Below are 22,414 nucleotides of genomic sequence, written 5' to 3' on the forward strand. Positions count from 1 at the left end.
TTAACAGGTCACTGAAGCGAAAACGTCTAAACGCTCTCGCTTCCGTCCTGTTGCTCGTTGTAAACACAATAAAATTAGGTCTGCAAATAATATGGCGATTACGATTGACTCAGCCCGTGGTATTTTTCCAGAAACCTTATCTGCTGATGCAGTACCAGCCACAATTGCTAGATTTAAGCAACTCAGTGCGGAAGATCAGCTGGCATGGACTTGGTTTGCTTATCTAGAAATGGGTAAAACAATTACTGTTGCTGCTCCAGGCGCTGCTAGTATGCAGTTTGCAGAAGCAACTCTTAATCAAATTAAGCAAATGACTTTCCCTGAGCAAAGTCAGGTGATGTGTGATTTAGCCAACAATGCTGATACACCAATTTGTCGCACCTATGCTACTTGGTCGGCAAATATCAAACTAGGGTTCTGGTATCAACTTGGAGTATGGATGGATCAAGGTATTGTTGCTCCCATTCCTGCTGGTTATCAGCTTTCAGCCAATGCTTCAGCAGTACTACAAGCAGTTAGAGAACTGGATCAGGGACAACAAATTACCGTCTTACGCAATTCTGTAGTTGATATGGGATTTGATCCAAACAAGTTGGGTGACTATACCAGAGTCTCTGAACCTGTTGTTGCTCCTAAAGAGTTGTCACAACGAACTCAAGTCACCATAGAAGGCATTACGAATGAAACGGTGCTGAGTTATATGAACAACCTTAATGCCAATGATTTTGGGGCATTAATTGATCTGTTCGCACCTGATGCTGCCCTACAACCTCCTTTCCAAAGACCAATCGTTGGCAGAGATGCTATTCTGCGATTTTTTAATGAAGAATGCCAAAACCTCAAATTGCTTCCAGAGCGAGGTGTTGCTGAACCAGCAGAAGAAGGTTACACCCAAATCAAAGTTACTGGCAAAGTCCAAACTCCGTGGTTTGGTGCTAGTGTCGGTATGAATATGGCTTGGCGGTTTTTAATCAATCCTAAAGGTAAAATTTTCTTCGTAGCAATTGATTTGCTGGCATCTCCTAAAGAGCTATTAAATTTAGTTCGCTAGGAGAAGTGCTTCCTATAGCTATACCTTGAATGATGGTATGAGCGCTCTCTAGTCAAGGGCGCTTATCTTTTTTGAAGCAAATGGCACATTGATAAAATAATTAACCGCATAAAGTTTAAGGTTCAGAATGCAAGTGAGTGAAGTTGAGTGGTCTAAGACCGAGCAAGAGATAGCTAAACAAGCTTTTGAGAAAGCATATCAGCGAGAAATTGAGGCCGTAATCCAAGAAGTTCGGCAAAGATCTAGTTTGATTACACAGCCTGATGAAATGTGGCAGTTACATGATTTCTTAAGTGCTAGAAGGCATGAAATAGATGGTAAATACGACTACAGATATTCAGGTCTGATCTTTGTCTTTGCTAGATTGATCAAAGAGGGTTGGCTGCATCTGGACGAACTACAAGGACTGGAAAAAGACAAGTTGACCAAAATAGTCGTTATGACACGGATGTAAAAATTGACCCAGCCTCATACTTGATAGCAGCAGACAGACAGAGATGTTTTCTGCTGCATTTCGTTTACATACAGCACTTTAAGATATGGATTCACCATTAAAATTCCGCAACACCCAGCTTTTAATATGGTGCAAGATAGAAGTTACGGTAGGCAGATTGCAACATACATCCACAAATGACGAATTATGAATCATCAAGAACTCTACTTACAGGGGTTAGAAAAAGCCAAGCAAAAAGATTATGCTGGGGCGATCGCAGATTTTAGTCAAGCTTTGCAGCTTGCACCTTATGATGCGGAAGCTTATCTGCAAAGAGGTTTAGCATATTATGATTCAGGGCAAATTCTCCCAGCGGTTTCAGATTATACAGAAGCATTAAAAATTGATGCTAAATTTGTCGAGGCTTACTATAGCCGTGCGTTGGCGCGGGTGGCGCTGAAAAATTTTCCTGGCGCGTTAGAAGATGTGGAACGTGCGATTTATCTGCGTGGGAATTATGCAGCAGCTTATGGTTTGCGCGGAATGGTGCGCCGCAAGCAAGGATTTATTCAAGATGCGATCGCTAGTTTTAAAAAAGCCGCAGAATTATATTTACAGCAAAAAGATAAAGAAAATTGTCGTCTCTGTCTGGAAAAGATTCAACAGCTACAACCTCCAGCTAAACCAGCATTGCAACCGCAAAATACTGCTACTACACCGATAATTTCTACAAAAGATTATTTTACGCAACTATTAGACAAAGCCGAAAAGGGAGATACAAAAGAAGCGATCGCAGATTTAAACTGGGTATTACAAGCTGATCCTCAAGATGCTCAAGCTTATTGCTGTCGGGGCGTGGTGCGTTGCAAAATGGGGAAGTATCGTGAGGCGATCGCTGACTTTAACCAAGCACTGTTACTGAATTTTCAAGATGCCATTGTCTATCGTAACCGAGGCAAAGCCCGTTCTTTATTAGGAGATCATCAAGGTGCGATCGCCGATTTTAACCAAGCACTGCAAATGCAACCCCAAGATGCTTTGATATATGTTGCCAGAGGTAATGTTTATCGAGCAATGGGTAATTATCTTGGTGCAATTACAGATTATACTCAAGCGCTACAAATTAATGCTGATGATGCCCAAGCTTACTACAATCGCGGCATTGCTTATACATTACTCGAAGAAATGCAAAGCGCTGTCGAAGATTATCAACGTGCAGCTAGTATTTTTTGTGAACAAGAAGACTGGGATAATTATCAACAAGTTTTAAACAGCTTGCAAAAAATTCAAACAACTTATCCTGAATCTCATAAGCAAAAGTATAACTTACTACGCCAAAAACTTTTGCGCTTAGTTGGTGGTTATTGGGAAATTGCTCAAAGATTAATTGACCAAAAACAAGATTATTATCCAGGTAGGTCAGATGAGTGGTATATGCAAAAAGTGATTGAAGATTTAGAACGCGATCGCGGTAAATAAAAAGAGTAATTGAATTCTTCATAAATTATCAGTAATTAATGGCAAAATCAATATATTTATATTTGCTTGGTTACATCTTACTTTGGTTAGAAATTAAAAGACAATATTGGCTGGCAATTAACGCCCAATATTAAATTATCAAAAGACAGAATATCAGGACTTATGTCTAAACATTTAATTTATCAAGCTTGATTTTTCAGATGATGTATATCAGAATAAATATAACCTCTAATAAAGAGTAAGCGATCTTGGTGACAACCTAACCTTATCCAATGTCCGCAGTCCGCTCACGCGGACTTTTTTTTTGATTACAATCGCCATTTATTTTAAATAAAAAAATAAAAAATTTCAGATTAATTATGTCTAAAAAATAAATATTAAATATTGATTTTTCATATTAAATTAGAAATAATAAAAATGCCATCTGACATATTCGTTACCCATACAAGTAACAATTAGCCCTTATGGTTAGTCCGCTAAAGCGGACTTTTTTTTATAAGAATTTGCGTTTAAACAAATAATAAAGCAAAACAACTTGCAAAAAAGTAACTGTGTAGCATTTATGCGCTATATTTAGTTTTATACTCAATAAGTACCCAAAGCGTAACTATAAAAATCCTCAACAAGTTACAAGTAAATCTGCTTTATACCCTCTATTCTTTATCTCTGCAAATAGTTAGTAAATCAAATAGAATCGCCATATCTAGTAGTTTCAAAAATCTGGAGTCCAAAAACACAACATCAGTCAAGTAAGGCTCCTGTTAACTTAAATATTTTTATACTTTTATGGATATAATTTCATGTATAACTAGCAGATATCATGATATCTGCTAGTTATGAGTGATCAGCTATGACTATTTATGATGTCCAGTCTCGTTGTCAGTCTTCCGCTGTAAACTTTTTATTCCAGTCTTTTTCGCAAAAAACTAGTATTGCAGTAGTCCTAATTGGCTGTATTGTCATGGTGGGCTGGTTTAAAGACATTGCCATTCTAAAAAGCGTTGTACCTGGATGGGTAGCGATGAAAGCCAACACAGCTATCTGTTTGATTTTAGGAGGAATGTCTTTATGGCTGTGGCATCGGCAATGGACAACTCACATAACACGTCCTGCGGCTCAAATCTGCGCTTTCTTGGTATTACTGATTGGTCTTGTGACACTGATTCAGTATGCGTTTAACGTAGACCTTGGCATTGATCAAATTTTATTTCAGACTAGCATTGACCCTTTAGGTGATGCTGCTCCTGGTCGTATGGCAGTCCATACTGCCGTGATTTTTTTGTTGTTGGGCTTGAGTCTACTGCTGTTGAGTATGTCGCCACCAAAGTATCTCATAGCGCAGTTATTTGCAGTAGTAGCATTTTTCATTGCCGGAATGGGGCTATTAGGCTATGTGTATGGCAATGCACATTTCTATAGATTTGGTTCGTTAACATCAATTGCCATACATACAGCTGTCGCCTTCCTTTTGCTGATTTGTGGCATATTGTTTGCTTGTCCTAATCGTGGGTTAATGATTGTAGTTTCCAATAAAAATGCAGGTGGGATGATGGCGAGAAATCTCTTACCAGCTGCAATTGTGTTTCCCCCACTCATCTGCTGGTTAGTTCTATTTGGTTACAGAATGCAGATTTACACTGCCGAATTTGGGCTGTGCATTTTAAGCATTTTGAATGTTATTGTCTTTGCCGTGTTGATTTGGAAGAATGCCCGATCGCTTAATATTATCGATTATCAACGACGGCGATCGCAAAGAGCGCTCAAAAAAGCGAATGAAGAACTAGAACAAAGAGTTACTCTCCGCACAAATGAGTTATCAAAGACTCTAGAACAATTACAAAATGAAATTGCCGAACGCCAAGTTATAGAACAAGCTCTGTTTCACGAAAAAGAACTGGCTTTAGTCACATTACAATCTATTGGGGATGGCGTAATTACAACCGATGCCACTGGTTTGATTCAATATCTTAACCCAGTTGCCGAAAGCCTGACTGGGTGGAGTCTCAACGAGGCATTAGGTATGCCGTTAACAGAAGTCTTCAAAATTATTCACGAAGTTACCCGCGAATTAATAGAAAACCCAGTAGAACAAGTTTTACATTCTGGTGTGATTGTTGGTTTAGCCAATCATACTGTTTTGATTACCCGCAATGGTAGAGAGTTGTCGATTGAAGACTCTGCTGCACCAATTCGTACCAGTGACGGTCAAATCGTTGGTGTCGTGGTAGTGTTTCACGACGTTACCCAAAGCCGTAATATGGCACGTTTATTATCTTGGCAAGCGAGTCACGATAATTTGACTGGACTAGTTAACAGACGGGAGTTTGAGAACCGCCTAACACAAGCAGTCACAAGCGCTCAGACTGGTGGAGGACAACACGTATTATGTTATTTAGATTTAGACCAGTTCAAAATTGTCAATGATACTTGCGGTCACGTTGCTGGTGATGAACTATTGTGTGAAGTTGCTAATTTGTTTCAAACCCATTTACCTGACTGTGACACCCTGGCACGTTTAGGAGGCGATGAATTTGGCATCATCTTCCATAATTGTTCTTTAGAAGCAGCACTATTAGTTGCTAATAACTTACGTGAAACCACTCAAAAATTCCGCTTTGTCTGGAAACCAGATAAAGTTTTCAATCTCAGCATCAGTATTGGTTTAGTTGCCATTAATGCCGATACTCAAACCATGAATACTGCCTTAAGTGCTGCCGATGCAGCTTGCTATGTGGCGAAAAATCAAGGGCGCAATCGTGTACACATTTATCAAGCCGATGATCTGGAGTTAGCAAGGCAGTATGGAGAAATGCAATGGGTAGGAAGGATTACGCAAGCATTAGAAGATAATCGTTTCCGACTTTATTACCAGTCCATTGTCCCTGTGAGTAGAACCGAGTCTTTAACAGAACATTATGAAATCCTCTTACGGCTGATTGATGAAACGGGTAAGTTAGTCTCACCAATGGCCTTTATTCCTGCTGCTGAACGCTACAATCTCATGCAAACCATTGACCGTTGGGTAATTCACACATTTTTTACTCATCTAGCACAATGCGGAAATTTTCAACATTGTTCATTACTGAATTACTCTCACGGCTCTATATATACAATTAACCTTTCTGGCGCTAGTATTAATGACGACCAATTCATTGATTTTGTCTGCGACCAGTTTGCGTTACACCAAATTCCACCCGCAGCAATTTGCTTTGAAATTACTGAAACTGTCGCCATTAAAAATTTAGGCAAAGCAGCTGGATTTATTCGTTCGCTGAAAGAATTTGGTTGTTGTTTCGCCTTAGATGATTTTGGTAGTGGAATGTCTTCTTTTGCTTATCTCAAAAATCTACCAGTGGATTACTTAAAAATTGACGGTAGTTTTGTCAAGCACATTGTAGACGAGCCAATTGATTTAGCAATGGTAGATGCTATCAATAAAATTGGTCAGGTAATGGGCATTCAAACCATTGCCGAGTTTGTGGAAAACAACGCCATTTTAGAAGTAATTCAAAACCTTGGGGTAAATTATGCCCAAGGTTATGGTGTTGCTAGACCAGTTCCTTTCTATTTCAGTTAACTGTTGACAGTTGACCAACCTACTTTGGTTCTAACTCTGTTCGTAATTGATTGACCACACGATCTAAACCCACAGAATGAGCGGCTTTAAATAAAATACGATCGCCTGCTTTAATAAACGTTTTGAGTCGCGCCACTAAATCGCTATGACTAGCGAAACATTCTGAAGGTATGCCTTTAGCACTTTGAGCGATCGCTTCGGCATCTTGTCCATCTACTAAAACGAGTAAATTATCTAAATTCAAGTTGCGGACAGTTTCGCCAACTTTTTGGTGTAATTGTGGCGATCGCTCTCCTAATTCTTTCATTGCTCCCAATACGGCAACTTTCCGCTTGCCGGGAGTGTCTGCCAATAATTGCAATGCTGCTAACATCGCTTCTGGTGCAGCATTATATGTCTCATCTAATAATACAACATCATTGGGTAAAGCATAACGCTGCGATCGCCCAGTGGGCATATCCACTTGCACACCATCACTTAAAGTAGACCAATCAATTCCCAGCACCTTGGCTACAGCTAAAGCTGCTAAAAAATTCGTCGCGTTATGACGACCAGCTAAAGGTAACGGTAATTTTATGCCTGCGACTTCTATAGTTTCGCTGTCAATCAAGTTTCCTTGGATATCACCGCCAGATAAACCATAAGTTAAAACTTCACCTGACCAAACTTTTTTGGCTGTAGAGATTAGTAAAGGATTGTCGTAATTGAGAATTGCCACACTATCTTTGGGCATTTCGGCTAGTAATTCACATTTTGCCTCAGCGATCGCTGCTTCGGAACCCAGCAACTCAATATGCGCTGTTCCCACATTAGTAATTACGCCAATGGTTGGTCTAGCGATGTGTGTGAGTTCAGCAATTTGGCCTCTACCCCGCATTGCCATTTCAATTACAGCATAGTTGTGTTGTGCATCTAGCTCTAGGAGTGTTTTTGGTACACCAATTTCATTATTAAAATTGCCATAGGTTTTGTGGACTTTGCCCTTGGTAGATAAAACTGCCGTGATTAATTCTTTAGTTGTTGTTTTACCCACGGAACCGGTTACCCCGATGACTGGGATATCGAAGCGATCGCGCCACCATCTGCCAATTTTTTGATAAGCTTCTAGAGTGTTTTGTACCTGCAATACAGGAAATTCAGAATTTTCGTAGTCAAAATCTACAATTGCTGCTAATGCACCTTTAGCGATCGCTGTCGGGATAAAATCGTGTCCATCAAACTTTTCGCCACGTAACGCTAGAAATACTTCTTTTGGCTGAAGGATACGAGTATCTGTTTGGATACCGCTGCTAACTTGTGCTAAAGCAGCTGCCGATAAGTTGACAGATTGAGCAGAAAGAACTTGCAGTAGTTGGGATAAGGTAGAAGACCAAGGCATAAAAATTTTGGGATGTTTTTTATCAAAAATGATTATCTGCTTTCTTAACTAAATCGTCCATAAAGGAGACAACAGCAAAAGTTGGTCATCGTATAATCTTGATGTCAAAAAAACAAAGCATAGTACTTTGTTTTTGAGTCAGTAATTTTAGGCGATCGTTCAAGGAGTGACTAATTTTTCTATACAAAAGCCTTTTTGTCGATTCAACCATAGACAAAACATATATCATTACTTAATTTTGTAATCTGTCATACCAATTATCCAAAAATTTGCAGATAAATTGGCATTTTTGTTATATCAGTTGGTTACTAACTGAGAAACCGAAGCAATGCAAGAAAACAAACTTCTTAGTTTATTTTTAATAATAAGTTCATCTTCAAGGAGAATAAGTATTAAACCTTTGATCAAGGCTAACCAATGATAGATGTTTTGTCTTTAACTCGCCACGCTAATTAAATTTCATCAGGCGAAATATAGCATTACCTACCTACAATCAACGACAGAGGAAGACATGATATCACATAGTTCAGGGTTGTATATTCTACTAGTCAGTGTTCACGGCTTAATTAGGGGTAAAAATCTAGAATTAGGCAGAGATGCTGACACAGGTGGACAAACAAAATATGTGGTCGAACTTGCCTGTACATTAGCCAAACATCCCCAAGTAGAAAGAGTTGACTTGGTGACGCGTTTAATAGATGACCCAAAAGTGAGTCCTGACTACGCTCAACCTGTAGAAATTCTTTCAGACAAAGCCCAAATTATCCGCCTTGCCTGTGGCCCACGTCGCTATCTCCGTAAAGAAGTACTTTGGCCACATTTAGATACCTTTGCTGATGAATTGCTCAGACACATTCGCAAAGTTGGGAGAATTCCCAATGTCATTCATACCCACTACGCCGATGCAGGATATGTCGGTTGTCGTGTTGCAGGTTGGCTTGGTACACCGCTTGTACACACAGGTCATTCCCTAGGACGAGTCAAGCAGCAACGATTACTAGAGCAAGGAACCAAGCTCGAAGTCATTGAAGATCACTTTCATATTAGTACGCGCATTGAAGCCGAAGAAATTACTCTTGGTGGTGCAGCACTAGTCATTGCCAGCACTAATCAAGAAATTGAGGAACAATACAGCGTCTACGACAGATATCAACCAGAAAGGATGGTAGTAATTCCGCCTGGAGTGACTTTAGAAAAGTTTTATCCAGCACCAGCAGATTGGCAAAATCCGCCCATTCAACAGCAATTGCAGCGGTTTCTCAAAGACCCCCAAAAGCCAATGATTACGGCAATTTCCCGTCCGGCTATCCGAAAAAATGTCAGTCGGCTAATTAAGGCTTTTGGAGAAGATCCCGAACTGCGAAACTTAGCAAACTTAGTGTTGGTGCTAGGACAACGAGAAGATATCTCGACGATGGAATCTGGGCCACGTCAGGTGTTTGCAGAAATCTTTCAATTAATCGATCGCTATGATCTTTATGGTCACATCGCCTATCCTAAACATCATAATTCTGATGATGTACCTGATTTATATCGCCTGACAGCGAAAACTCGCGGAGTATTTATTAATCCCGCACTCACAGAACCATTTGGGCTAACTTTAATTGAAGCTACTGCTTGTGGTGTGCCAATTATTGCCACATCCGATGGTGGGCCGCGAGATATTATTGCCGCTTGTCAAAATGGCTTATTAATTGATCCCTTGGATATTCAAGACATCCAAAATGGACTGCGTCAAGTTTTGACAAATCCTGAACAATGGCAACGCTGGTCGAGCAACGGCTTGGCTAATGTCCGCCAAGCTTTCTCTTGGGAAAGTCATGTAGAACAATATTTAGAGAAAATCCGCCGATTTCCCCAACAGAAAGTTTCTTCGCTATTCAGTGCAGTGCAAGAATTTCCCACAGTTGGGGACTCAGATTGGAAAATACCTGAGACAAACCACTTGCCAACAGCCGATCGCTTCCTAGTTACTGAAATTGATAATACCTTATTAGGCGACAAGGAAGCTCTACAAAAGTTGATTCAACGGATTAAAGACGAAGGCCATACAACTGGTGTTGGCATTGCCACAGGCCGCAACCTCAACAGTACCTTAAGTATGTTAGAGGAATGGCGATTTCCCATGCCGGATTTACTCATTACCTCCACAGGTAGCGAAATTTACTATGGGCCGAAAATCGTCAAAGATCCAAGTTGGGAAAAACACATCAGCTACAATTGGCAACCTGCGGCAATTCGAGAAGCAATGAACGATATTCCTGGTCTTGAATTGCAGCCACCAGACACTCAAAGCAAGTTTAAAATTAGCTACTTTGTAGATGCTGATAAAGCACCTCATTTCCGCGAAATTATCCGCCATCTTCGCCAGCAACAACTTCCTGCCAAAGGCATTTTTAGTCACAATATGTATCTGGACATAGTGCCATTTCGGGCTTCTAAAGGCGATGCTTTGCGCTATGTAGCTTTGAAATGGGGCTTACCAGTCAAACGGTTCTTAGTAGCAGGTGCATCAGGTAATGATGAATCAATGTTGGCTGGTAATACTTTGGCAGTTGTTGTGGGGAATTACAGCAAAGAAATCCACAAGTTACGGGGTTATCCACAGATTTACTTCGCTAAAGGCCGCTATGCTTGGGGTATTTTAGAAGCTTTAAATCACTACGACTTTTTTGGTAACTTATCTGCAACACAACCAGAGCCGGAAATCCAGCCGGAACCGGAAATGTTAGCAGTTTAATTTTGGGGTTTCACGCGTATGTAGGGGTGTAAGTTTTTACTTTTTTACATACGCGTGATTCAAATTCAGGACTGATACACAAAGATTGTGTGTTGAGACTGGGTGTAGGGGTGTATGAGTATAGGGTTAAGGGGTTTTGAATACCTAGATACCTACCTGACTTTTCACGTTATGTGGAAAAACAAATAATAAACCTAACCCCCCAGCCCCCTTTCCTCGTAGGGAAGGGGGAGAAGTCAAAGCCTCTAACGCCACTGAGGGAGTCGGCAAAGCCGCCCAACGCAGTGGCTCCTCCTCGTAGGAGAGAGGTTTGGAGAAAGGTGTTCCAGATACCGTGAAAAGTCAGAGATACCTATACCCTTGCACCCAATTTCCAACAACTAACTTTCGTGCATAACTACTCATTCCAGCAGGCTGACGACAGCAGTGGCTAACTGTGCGGGTTCGATGGGTTTAGGAAGGTGTATTTGAAAGCCGGCGGCTAATGCTTGCTGACTGTCTTCATTTTTAGCATAAGCAGTTAGCGCGATCGCTGGAATTTTCCCTCCCTGTTGGGCTGGCAGTTTTCTAATTCGGCGAATTAAATTGTAGCCATCTTCAATGGGCATTCCGATGTCACTAATCAACACATCTGGTTGGAATTGTGGCAACATTTCAAAGCCTGTAGCTGCATTTTCAGCGGCCATAACTGTTGCGCCATATTGTTCTAGGGCAAAAATCAGGAATTCGCGGGAGTCGAGATCATCTTCTACAACTAAAACGCGCACTCCGGTCAAATCCAACACAAGATTACTCGGTTGAGTTTCCTGATGATTTTGCGACTGACTAGGTAATAATGGCAACATCACTGTAAAGGTTGCCCCTAATCCTTCACCAGGACTAGCAGCCGTGACTGTACCACCATGCAATTCTACTAAGTGCCGTACAATTGCCAGTCCTAGCCCTAAACCACCGAATTTGCGTGTGATGGAAGCATCAGCTTGGCGAAAATAGTCAAAAACATAAGGTAAAAACTCTGGTTCGATACCTTTACCTGTATCACTCACAGTAATTTGTGCATTCTTGCCAACCTGTTGTAACTGAATTGACACTTCCCCAGAATCAGGAGTGAATTTAATCGCATTGGAAAGTAAATTCCAAAGTATCTGCTGTAACCGCGCGGAGTCACCTGCAACTTGTCCTACTTGCCCTAACTGAGTTTGAATCACAATTGATTTGGCAACAGCAGCAGTTCGCATTGTTTCAATTGCCGACTCAATAATGAATGATAAATCAACTGGGGCTACATTCAAGTTGAGTTTACCGCGCAGTATCCGCGAGACATCTAATAAATCGTCTATGAGTTGAGTTTGTAATTTAGCATTGCGCTCGATAGTTGCTAAAGCTTCAGCTGTCTTGGCTGCATTTAATTTTTGAGTTTGCAATAATCTTGCCCAACCTAATATGGGGTTAAGTGGAGAACGAAGTTCGTGAGACAGAATGGCTAAAAATTCATCTTTGACTCGGTTTGCTGCCTCAGCTTCTAAGCGTAACCTCTGCTCATAATGGGCAACTTCTTGGCGTGCTTGTGCCATTTTGAGGTTAGCGTTAACACGAGCTAATAGTTCACGGGCAGAAAAAGGTTTAATTAAATAATCATCTGCCCCAGCAGCTAATCCTGCGACACAAGATTCTTCTTCTGCACGGGCAGAAAGCAAAATAATCGGCAAGGTTTTTGTTTGGGGATCAGCCCTTAGTTCTCGGACTAAGCCAAAACCGTCTAGTTTTGGCATCATGATATCTGTCAGCAAAATATCCGGCATTTGTTGACGGATAGATGCTAAAGCTGCTACGCCATCTCCTACTGCTATAACTTCATATTGCAGACTTAATAGACGCTGCATATAGTCGCGCATATCTGCATTGTCGTCTACTAAGAGAATGCGGGGAGAGGAAGGTGATAGGTGACAGGTGACAGGTGACAGATATGATTCTTCCCGGCTCCCGGCTCCCGGCTCCCGGCTCCCTTCTTCCGGTAGCCAACGTAGGGCTTCGGCAATATATGTATTGCTTGACGGAATGGTTAAGGGCGTTGTAGTTGTGGTGCAATATATACGATCGCTTGGTAAATGATCGCATCCTGTGGGGATAGAAACAATGAAGCTTGTACCGCGATCGACAATACTATTAACTGTAATTGTGCCTTGATGCAGTTTGACTAGTTCTTGAACTAATGACAAACCAATGCCTGTACCTTCGTAGGTGCGACCTTTGGCGGCTGGTACGCGGTGAAATCGTTCAAATATGCGGGGTATTTCTGTGGCGGGAATACCTGTACCTGTGTCTCGCACTTCTAGTTCTACATGATCTTGGCAATAACGCAACTCTAAAGCAATTTCTCCGGCAAAGGTGAATTTAAAAGCGTTGGACAGCAAGTTAAGGACTATTTTTTCCCACATTGGGCGGTCAACATATATTGGTTCTGGTAAGGAGGGACAGTTGACTAAATAGCGTATCCCGGCTTTTTCAATGGCTGAGCGAAACACAGCAGCCAAATCAGCAGTTAATATTGCTAGGTCTGTTGGCTGGTATTCGGCTTGCATTCTTCCGGCTTCAATGCGAGAAAAGTCTAATAAGGTATTGACTAACTTGAGTAAGCGCAGAGAATTACGATAGGCAATTTCAAGTTTTTGGCGATCGCTGGGCAACGGCCCGCTAGGATTAGCTAAAGTTTCTTCTAATGGCCCTAACATGAGTGTTAGGGGTGTGCGAAACTCATGGCTGATGTTGCTAAAAAACGTTGTTTTTGCTCTGTCTAATTCTGCTAATGCTTCGGCGCGTTGGCGTTCTGCTTCGTAAGCATCGGCATTGGCTAGTGCTGTGGCAATATTATTAATTACTAAATCAAAAAATCCTTTGTATTCATCATCAAACGCCCGTTGCTGACTAATACCCAGTACAACTATTGTGGCTAATTCGGTTTTTCCTGATTCAGCAATGGGGACTACTAAAGCTGATGATGCGGAATTTATGCCAATTCCTTCTGGCAATTTATCAATCATCTTGGCTTGTTTTGTCTGCTTGACTTGTGCCAGATGCCAAGGATCTGTTAATTGTGTTAAGTCAATTTGTTTAGGAGTTACTGGAGTTCCGGCTGTTATCCCCGCCGTTCCTACCAAACATGCTTGTGTGCCTGCCGATTCTACTCGATACAGTAAAGCAAAGGGAATGTCAGCCGGATTGTGAGTTAGAGTTTCTGCCACAATGCTGTAAGCTGCGGCTACTGTTTTAGTTGCGGCTGTGTTAGAAGCAAGTTCACGAAGTGTGCGGAGACGACGTTCACCAATTACTTGTTCGGTGGTTTCAATGACTGCACAAAAAACTCCCCCCACGCCCCCTGTTTCATCTCGAATTGGACTGTAGGAGAAGGTAAAATAAGTTTCTTCTAGGTAGCCATGACGATCCATGATCAGTTGTAAATTATCTGACCAAGTAGGCTGACCTGTACTCAAAACACTGTCAGCTAACGGCCCGACCACATCCCAAATTTCTGCCCAGCAATCTCTAGCCGATTGTCCTAAATATTGGGGGTGCTTATTCGCACCAAGTATCCTCCGATAAGTATCGTTATAAAGAATTGCCAACTCATTACCCCACCAGATAAACATTGGGTAACGAGAGTTCAAAATAATACTCAGAGCTGTTTTTAAACTTTGCGCCCATGCTGATACTGGGCCTAATAGCGTTTGCGACCAATCAAGCGATCGCATCAGTGAACCCATTTCTCCACCGCCCGCAAAGATATCCTCAGAACAATTTGTCTTCATCGGATAACTCACTGTTTTTGCTCCACTGTTGCAAAACATTGCAGGTAGATATCTGGAAACTGCTGTTGTAGCCTGAGTTGTAGAGAATTGCTAAAATTGCTTAACGCCGTTTGAGGCTGTTGATTGTGTTTCTGAGAATGTTTTATAGAATACACCAAATTTAACGCAGTTGCCAGTTGTTCTCTGGTCAACTGTCGAAATTGTTCAAACAGGTTACCTACTTTTGTTAGCCTGAGCAATGAGATGTTTTTAAATTTCACTGCTGGAATAACATACTGCATCTAGCTTAAGTGTGCAGGGAAACAACATTACATATTTTATTGTTGTATGAATTATTCAATAGCCTATCTACCTTGAGGTTTAATTTTGCATAGCAGTAGATAGTAATTAGTAGCAAGAAGATAAAAAAATTATTGTTTTTGAGATTTTGACTCGCAAAATCTTGTAATATATCCGCTTTTGCCTATAAATGATAATTCTTAAGTGATATGAGATTGCCTACGCAGCTAAAAAAAATACAATTCTACTTGCAAAATTAGCTGTTGTTCTGAACAATACCTCATTCATAGATAACCTTAACTTGTTTGTTACAAATGACGTAAGGTTTCTTATTAACGCTACCTTATTCATAGATAACCTTAACTTGTTTGTCACAAACGACGTAAGGTTTCTTATTAACGCTACCTCATTCATAGAGAACTTTAACTTGTTGCTGACGAACGACGTAAAGTTTTTGATTAACACTACCTCATTCATCAAGAACCTTAAGTTGTTGACTGTTAACCGTCAATAGTTAACAGTCAACAAAACCCCTCATACCAAATTGAAAAGTGATTACGACAGATGGATTGCTCAACAGGTTATGCAATAACTGTTTTACAATCCAAAATCCAAAATCTAAAATCCAAAATGGTATTACTTACTATCAACAAAATCAGCATCAATCACATCTTCTTTGCCCTGTGGTTGCTGACCTCCATTAGTGCTGGTGGCTTGGGCGTAAACAGCGCTACCAATTTGCATCAAGGTCTGTTGCAACTCATTGGTAAGAGATTTCATCCGGTCAACATTGTCTTGGTCAATTGCTTCGCGTAAATCGCGGATTAATGCTTCAACTCGATCGCGATCGCTGGTACTCACTTTATCACCCAAGTCTTTCATTTGTTTTTCAGCTTGATAAGCTAAAGAATCTGCCAAATTCTTGGTGTCAATTTGTTCGCGGCGTTTTTTATCTTCGGCGGCGTGGGCTTCCGCATCGCGCACCATGCGATCGACATCTCGTTTATCGAGTGTGGAAGCACCAGTAATCGAAATCGACTGTTGTTTACCTGTGGCTTTGTCTTGTGCTGTGACCGAGAGAATACCGTTGGCATCAATATCAAATGTAACTTCAATTTGGGGTACACCTCTAGGTGCTGGCGCAATGCCATCCAAGCGGAAATTACCCAAACTCTTGTTATTGCTGGCTAATTCCCGTTCACCTTGAAGAACGTGAACTTCTACATTTGCTTGTCCATCAGCCGCAGTGGAGAAGATTTCCGATTTTTTCACCGGGATAGTAGTGTTGCGTTCAATAATCTTAGTCATCACACCGCCCAAGGTTTCTACACCCAAAGACAACGGTGTAACATCCAACAGCAAGATATCTTTGACTTCACCCGCCAAGACACCTGCTTGAATAGCTGCACCAACCGCAACAACTTCATCTGGGTTGACACCTTGGTTAGGATCTTTCCCAGTTATCCGCCGTACCAATTCTTGCACTGCGGGAATACGTGTAGAACCACCAACTAAGACAATTTCATCCAAATCAGCATTACTTAACCTTGCATCTTGCAATGCTTGTTGCACTGGTTTGCGACAGCGATCAAGCAAATCTGCCGTCATTTCTTCAAATTTTGCCCTGGTTAAGGTAACATCTAAATGTTTCGGGCCTGTTTGAGTAGCGGTGATAAAAGGCAAGTTGATATTAGTTTGCGTCGCACTCGACAGTTCTATTTTGGCTTTTTCAGCGGCTTCGGTCAGTCTTTGTAAGGCTTGCTTATCTTTGCGTAAATCAATGCCTTCGTTAGCCTGAAATTCATTAGCCAGCCAGTCAACAATCTTTTTATCAAAGTCGTCACCACCTAAGTGAGTATCACCACTGGTAGCTTTAACTTCAAATACACCATCACCCACTTCCAAAATTGAAACGTCGAAAGTTCCGCCACCCAAGTCAAACACTAAGATAGTTTCATTCTGTTTTTTATCCAAACCATAAGCAAGGGCGGCGGCTGTTGGTTCGTTAATAATTCGCAGCACTTCTAAGCCAGCAATTTTGCCTGCGTCTTTGGTGGCTTGACGTTGAGAGTCATTAAAATAAGCAGGGACGGTAATAACTGCTTGGGTGATTTTTTCACCTAAATATTTGCTGGCATCATCAACTAACTTCCGCAAAACTTGGGCAGAAATTTCTTCAGGGGCAAATTCTTTATTTAAAGCTGGGCAACTAAGTTTAACGTTACCGTTACTATCGCGCAAAACTTTATAAGAAACTTCTGTAGCTTCATGGGTAACTTCTTCATATTTGCGCCCAATGAAGCGTTTCACAGAATAAAAAGTATTTTCCGGGTTCATTACTGCTTGTCGTCTGGCAATTTGACCAACAAGGCGTTCCCCAGTTTTAGTATAAGCAACAACTGAGGGCGTGATGCGTTGTCCCTCAGCATTGGCAATTACCAAAGGTTGCCCACCTTCCATGACGGCAACACAAGAGTTTGTTGTGCCTAAATCTATACCCACTACCTTTGCCATACACCCTTCCTCTGTTAATTGAGTAGTTTTGGCATTAAAAAACAGGATGAAGTATGAAGGATAAAGTCAAAAATTTCATACTTCATCCTTCATACTTCATCCTTGAGCAAATTAACCGATATTAACCTTCACAACTTTTTGTCTTTCTGCTTCAGATTTGGGCAAAGTTAAACGGAGGATACCATCTTTATATTCAGCTTGTACTTTGTCATTTTGTACTAAAGAAGGTAACGGAATTATCCGTTGAAATCTGCCATAGCGGAATTCAGAACGATTCATACCTCGTTCTTCAGTTTTAGTTTCAGTTTTGCGTTCACCGCTAATAGAAACTGCTTCTGGAGTAACTTCTACATTAATGTCTTTCGCTTCTATTCCTGGAACTTCTAGCCTTAAAAGAATTGCTTCGTCTGTTTCTTCGAGTTCGGCAGCAGGAACAAAAGTAAAACCTGTTCTTTCACCATCCGTAGGTGCTAATCTGTCAAACAGGCGGTTCATTTGCCGATGTAGAGTTTCAAGTTCCCGGAATGGTTCAAAGCGTTCAATGTCACTAAACGGTTCCCAACGAATAAGTGCCATATTTACCTCTAAGATGTAATATTCGGGATATTGAAGCTTAATTTCAAGCTTATTTGTAGGCAAATAATAGTTTTATGTTGAGATACACAAAGCTTAATCTCAAGCTTCTTAATTACACGTTAGATCAAGATTAAATAGCAGGTGGTTCGGTTTTATAACAAAGAGCGATCGCAATAACCGTACCCCTGACATTTTTCATTTTTGATGATAGTAATTACCGTAAACATAAACAAAAAAGCCTTTTAGTTTACTGTTTGGTTTTACTATTAATTATAGTTTAGTCGCTAAGGGTATTAATGTTTGTATTCATCAGCTTCCTTAACTGTTCACCCTCAACAGTCAACCATAAAAAATGTGAAAGTTAAATGCACGACAACTTATTCCCCATTCATACTTGCAGAGGTAAGCTAATTGTAAAAGTTGCCCCTTGATACGGGATGCTGCTGGCAGTGATTGTACCTTTATGGGCTTCGACAATTCGTTTAGCGATCGCGAGTCCTAGTCCATTACCGCTACCTTTGCGAGAAGGATCTGTGGTATAAAATTGCTCAAAAATCCGAGGCAAATCTACGTCACTAATACCTTTACCTTGGTCTTTAATGTGAATAATTGCTTTTTTGTCTTCACTGTACCCAGATATAGTTACTTGAGAATAGGGACGTGAATGTTTAATTGCATTATCTAATAAATTAAGAATTGCCTGTAACAACCGTTCTGGATCACCATTGATTTGGAGTTCAGCTACATTCACTTGCACAGTAACACCCGCAGCTTGCATTCGCGGTTCCACTGCATTTACAGCACGGTTAATCAACCCCCGCAAAGAAATTGATTGCTTTTCTAATTCTGTGACTCCTGCTTCTAATCGCCCTAAATCTAGCAGGTCATGAATTAATCGTGATAAACGTTTAGTTTCACTTTCGATAGTTTGAAAAAAGCGATCGCGTAATTGTGCTTCTTCATAAGCACCACCTTTGAGTGCATCAACTGTTACTTGCACATTACTGATAGGCGTGCGTAATTCATGGGAAACATTAGCTAAAAACACCCTACGTTCTTGGTCTAGAGAAGCTAACCGTTCACTCATCCGGTTGAGTTCTGCGGCTAACTGATCTAACTCATTATTTTGATGGATAATTAACTTGTCACCAAAATGGCCACTACCCATACGAATCGCAAAGTTACGCATAATCTCAATTGGTTTTGAGAGACTGCGTGCAAAACGACTGCTAATTAACGCACACAGCAAAATTGTTACTGCTAGACTACCTAAAACACTCCAAATCACCCTCATAAACTGACGCTGAAACTGTTCCAGCGTCATTGACATCCGCAGTACACCCAACAATTGATTATTACGCTCAATAGGTCTAGCAATGTAAAGGCGATCTTCATTAGTTAAAACTCCTTTAGCAACACCTTGTGCAGCAGTATTTTGATAAGCTTGCAGCATTCCCGGAACTTTGTACCAATCTGTTACCTGTTTATCTAATGTTGGGTCAGAAGTGGCTATGAGAATGCCTTCGCGATTAAAAACACGCAACGTCACTGTCTTTGGTGCGCCATAGCGTTGTACTAATATCTTGACTCGTGAAATATCTTTTTCTTCTAAGGCATCGGCAACACTCTCACCCAAAGCATTTGTCCAGTTTTCTAAATCTGCTTGTCGTGTCCGCATGAAGTACGCATGAAACGACCACAGAATATAACCTGCCATCAGTGACGTGCCGAAAGCCGTCAGCATCAGATAGGTAGCTAACAGCTTGGCATGAATCGTATTTAATTTGATCTGCGGTATCCAGCCTTTCATACAGGCTGTTCTCCAGAACGACGACGCAACACAGCTTTAATTCGTGCTAACAGTTCGCGGGTGTTGAAAGGCTTTGTGACATAATCATCTGCGCCTGCTTCCAAACCCCAAATTTTATCTATATCTTGATCCTTAGCTGTAAGCATGACAATCGGCACATCAGAAAATGCCCGAATTCGCCAGCAAACCTCCATACCACTAACTTCCGGCAGCATCAGATCAAGCAAAATGACATCGGGGACTTGTTTATGGAACTGTTTGATAGCACTATGTCCATCGGCAGCTGTTGTTACCGTATAACCTTCTTTTTGTAATGTGTAGCTAAGACTATCACACAGGGCTGCTTCATCATCTACGAGTAAGATATGCGGCATTTCCATTTTTACAGTCAACTTCTAATTTTAGCTTGTGTAGTCAATCCTAACTTTGGCATCTCTCTATGGTTACAAAATCCCCTAATTTGTCGTATGGATGTTGCAAAAAGAGAAAATTCAAGTAAAACATACACTCTAGATACTCTGCGACAACATACCTAACTCGAAGCACTAGTATAAAAACGTAAAGCAAACCGCCAAAACCTTGTAGAAACCCAAAATAAAACAACTGCTAACACCATCGCACCTATTAACCAAGTAAACTGAACCCGACCCAGCATAGCTTCTGCTGGAACAGTAGTTAAAAATGTGACTGGTACTATAAAGGTAAAGAAAAAGCGGTAAGCTGCGGGGTAAGCAACCATTGGATATCTACCAGCTTCTAACAAACCCCGCAGCACTTCGGTAACATTATAAATTTTTACAAACCAGATGCTAGTTGCTCCTAGCATAAACCACAAGCTATAAAGAATCACCAAGCCAAATAATAACGGTACAGCACTCAGCAGATAGTCATGAATTCCTAAGCCAAGGCGCTGACCTGCATAGCCAATGATGATACTGCCAAAAATTAAATCCGGTAATCCCCAAGGCGAAAGAGTATGAGTAGATAGCCAAAATTGACTGCGGATAGGTTTGAGTAGTACAAAATCTAAAGTGCCTAACTGGACATGACTAACAATTTTATTTAAATTAGGAGCCAAAAATGTAGCCGAAAAGCCTTGCAGTAAGGTAAAAATTCCCAAAACAACCAAAGCCGCTTCCCATGACCAGCCAGCAAAGGTATAACCAGTGCGATAAAACAAAAATAATCCAAAAATACTTCCGCCTAAATTACCCAAACTGCTGAGGGTAGCGACAACAAAGTTGAGCCGATACTCCATCTCTGCTGCTATGGAGGTAGCCCAAAAGAGTCGGATTAATTTCCAATATTTACTCATCTTCTCCCTAAAATCAATTACATAAACAATTTATAAACTTACGCAAACTTCATAATATTCATCATGCAGCAATTTTCCTGAACGCTAAAATGTTGAATGCTTATTTTTGATCAAGTGAGATTTTATGCATTTTGATTTACCAGAATTAATTAAATCAATCGGCTACGTGGGAGTTTGGGCAATTATCTTTGCTGAATCAGGATTACTCATCGGTTTTTTTCTGCCAGGTGATAGCTTACTGTTTACAGCAGGATTTGTTGCTTCTCAGCATTTACTGAATTTTTGGATTTTAATTATTGGCGCGTTTGTCTGTGCGGTTTTAGGGGACAATGTTGGCTACATTACCGGGCATAAATTTGGCAGAAGATTATTTCAAAAAGAAGATTCGTTATTTTTCCATAAAAAACACGTAGTTAAAACGCAAAAATTTTATCAAAAACATGGCAAAAAAACTATTGTTTTAGCTAGGTTTGTACCAATAGTACGGACTTTTGCACCAATTGTAGCTGGGTTAGGTGCTATGCATTATCAAACTTTTATGTTTTATAACCTCATCGGCGGCTTCATTTGGACTGTTGGTATGACTTTGTTGGGTTATTTCTTAGGAAGAACTTTACCTGCTGAACAAGTAGATAAATATTTATTACCAATTATTGGCGGAATTATTGTGATTTCTTTAGTGCCTTCTATTGTGCATTTAATTCAAGAAAACAGAAACAAAAACTCATAAATGAGAGTTGGTGCAATTTATAATAATTTGCACTTTGATATTTTAAGTTACTGAATATTACTGTTTTTCCGATTAGATTATATGGCTAGACTATCTCAAGAATTACATCGTTATTTCTTTGAAGAAGAAAGACCAACAAAAGTGACTTTGGCAGATATTTTGCTTTTAGCACAAGAGAGAATATTTGGATTTTTGCTGGTTATTTTGTCTCTACCTTCAGCTTTACCAGTTCCGGCTCCAGGATACTCCACGCCTTTTGGTATCCTAATATTTTTATTGGCTATACAACTAGTTATCGGTGCGAAAAGTCCCTGGCTACCGCAGAAAATGATGAATCATCCCATCCAACTTGATACAGTTCAAGGGTTTTTGAAAGCCGGAATTCCTTGGCTACGCAGAATTGAAGCGATCGCACGCCCTCGTCTAACTTTTATTTGTACAACCACACCAGGCAGGGTGACTATTGGCATTGTGATCGCTTTAATGTCAATTTCCATGATGATTCCTGTACCTGGGACAAACACATTACCTGCGATGGGTATTTTTGTCACTGGTTTTGGTCTTTTAGAAGATGATGGTGCAATTAGTTTAGGTGGTTTAGCCCTAAGTCTGATGGGCGCAATTTTGACCACTTCAATTCTTATTGCATTGATTTGGGGTGGTAGCAGCCTTCTAGATGTCATCAGAACTTGGTTAGGTCGTTAACTAAAATTTCTTTCTCCAGGA

Annotated in this window: 14 protein-coding genes; 7 read left to right on the forward strand and 7 right to left on the reverse strand. The window is 40.7% G+C overall.

The window, feature by feature from the left end; all coding sequences use genetic code 11:
* Positions 1-91 precede the first annotated feature (91 nt).
* The 4 genes from ACMX3D_RS02660 (at position 92) to ACMX3D_RS02675 (ending at position 6,540) form a co-directional block, all read left to right on the forward strand.
* A complete protein-coding gene (locus ACMX3D_RS02660) occupies positions 92-1,051 on the forward strand; it encodes an orange carotenoid-binding protein (RefSeq protein WP_482749949.1) in 960 nt (319 codons plus the stop codon).
* Between the two features lie 127 nt (positions 1,052-1,178).
* Positions 1,179-1,505, forward strand: a complete 327-nt coding sequence (locus ACMX3D_RS02665) for a hypothetical protein (protein WP_482749950.1) — start codon at positions 1,179-1,181, stop codon at positions 1,503-1,505.
* A 186-nt stretch (positions 1,506-1,691) separates the two neighbouring features.
* Positions 1,692-2,963, forward strand: a complete 1,272-nt coding sequence (locus tag ACMX3D_RS02670) for a tetratricopeptide repeat protein (protein ID WP_482749951.1) — start codon at positions 1,692-1,694, stop codon at positions 2,961-2,963.
* Between the two features lie 850 nt (positions 2,964-3,813).
* Positions 3,814-6,540, forward strand: coding sequence for an EAL domain-containing protein (locus ACMX3D_RS02675; protein ID WP_482749952.1), 2,727 nt, complete (start codon positions 3,814-3,816; stop codon positions 6,538-6,540).
* Positions 6,541-6,559: 19 nt separating this feature from the next.
* Here the strand turns inward: ACMX3D_RS02675 and ACMX3D_RS02680 are convergent, their stop codons facing one another.
* Complete coding sequence (locus ACMX3D_RS02680) at positions 6,560-7,918, reverse strand: UDP-N-acetylmuramoyl-tripeptide--D-alanyl-D-alanine ligase (RefSeq protein ID WP_482749953.1); 1,359 nt, start codon at positions 7,916-7,918, stop codon at positions 6,560-6,562.
* Between the two features lie 511 nt (positions 7,919-8,429).
* Between ACMX3D_RS02680 and ACMX3D_RS02685 the strand changes: the two genes are divergently transcribed.
* The gene (locus ACMX3D_RS02685; protein WP_482749954.1) at positions 8,430-10,658 is read left to right on the forward strand and encodes an HAD-IIB family hydrolase; all 2,229 of its coding nucleotides are present in this window, start codon (positions 8,430-8,432) and stop codon (positions 10,656-10,658) included.
* A 401-nt stretch (positions 10,659-11,059) separates the two neighbouring features.
* On the opposite strand, the gene ACMX3D_RS02690 is transcribed toward ACMX3D_RS02685, so the two are convergent.
* The 6 genes from ACMX3D_RS02690 to ACMX3D_RS02715 all read right to left on the reverse strand — a co-directional run bounded on the left by ACMX3D_RS02690 (position 11,060) and on the right by ACMX3D_RS02715 (position 20,958).
* Positions 11,060-14,476: an ATP-binding protein gene (locus tag ACMX3D_RS02690; RefSeq protein ID WP_482749955.1), complete on the reverse strand. Its 3,417-nt coding sequence runs from the start codon at positions 14,474-14,476 to the stop codon at positions 11,060-11,062.
* A gap of 903 nt (positions 14,477-15,379) precedes the next feature.
* Positions 15,380-17,257: a molecular chaperone DnaK gene (gene dnaK, locus ACMX3D_RS02695; protein ID WP_482749956.1), complete on the reverse strand. Its 1,878-nt coding sequence runs from the start codon at positions 17,255-17,257 to the stop codon at positions 15,380-15,382.
* A gap of 111 nt (positions 17,258-17,368) precedes the next feature.
* On the reverse strand, positions 17,369-17,833 hold the full coding sequence (locus ACMX3D_RS02700; protein WP_482749957.1) for an Hsp20/alpha crystallin family protein: 465 nt from the start codon (positions 17,831-17,833) through the stop codon (positions 17,369-17,371).
* A gap of 388 nt (positions 17,834-18,221) precedes the next feature.
* Positions 18,222-19,643, reverse strand: a complete 1,422-nt coding sequence (locus ACMX3D_RS02705; RefSeq protein ID WP_482749958.1) for a sensor histidine kinase — start codon at positions 19,641-19,643, stop codon at positions 18,222-18,224.
* Positions 19,640-20,017 carry a response regulator transcription factor gene (locus ACMX3D_RS02710; protein WP_482752267.1) on the reverse strand — a complete coding sequence of 126 codons (378 nt, stop codon included), beginning with the start codon at positions 20,015-20,017 and terminating at the stop codon, positions 19,640-19,642. Before ACMX3D_RS02710 ends, ACMX3D_RS02705 begins: the two co-directional genes overlap by 4 nt.
* 158 nt (positions 20,018-20,175) lie before the next feature.
* Positions 20,176-20,958: an ABC transporter permease gene (locus ACMX3D_RS02715; RefSeq protein WP_482749959.1), complete on the reverse strand. Its 783-nt coding sequence runs from the start codon at positions 20,956-20,958 to the stop codon at positions 20,176-20,178.
* A gap of 124 nt (positions 20,959-21,082) precedes the next feature.
* On the opposite strand from ACMX3D_RS02715, the gene ACMX3D_RS02720 reads away from it, so the two are divergent.
* Both ACMX3D_RS02720 and ACMX3D_RS02725 read left to right on the forward strand, forming a co-directional pair.
* Positions 21,083-21,688, forward strand: a complete 606-nt coding sequence (locus ACMX3D_RS02720) for a DedA family protein (protein ID WP_482749960.1) — start codon at positions 21,083-21,085, stop codon at positions 21,686-21,688.
* An 81-nt stretch (positions 21,689-21,769) separates the two neighbouring features.
* Entirely contained in the window at positions 21,770-22,393 is a 624-nt protein-coding gene (locus ACMX3D_RS02725; protein ID WP_482749961.1) for an exopolysaccharide biosynthesis protein, read from the forward strand.
* Positions 22,394-22,414 lie beyond the last annotated feature (21 nt).

This window comes from Anabaena sp. TISTR 8404, from assembly GCF_056847745.1.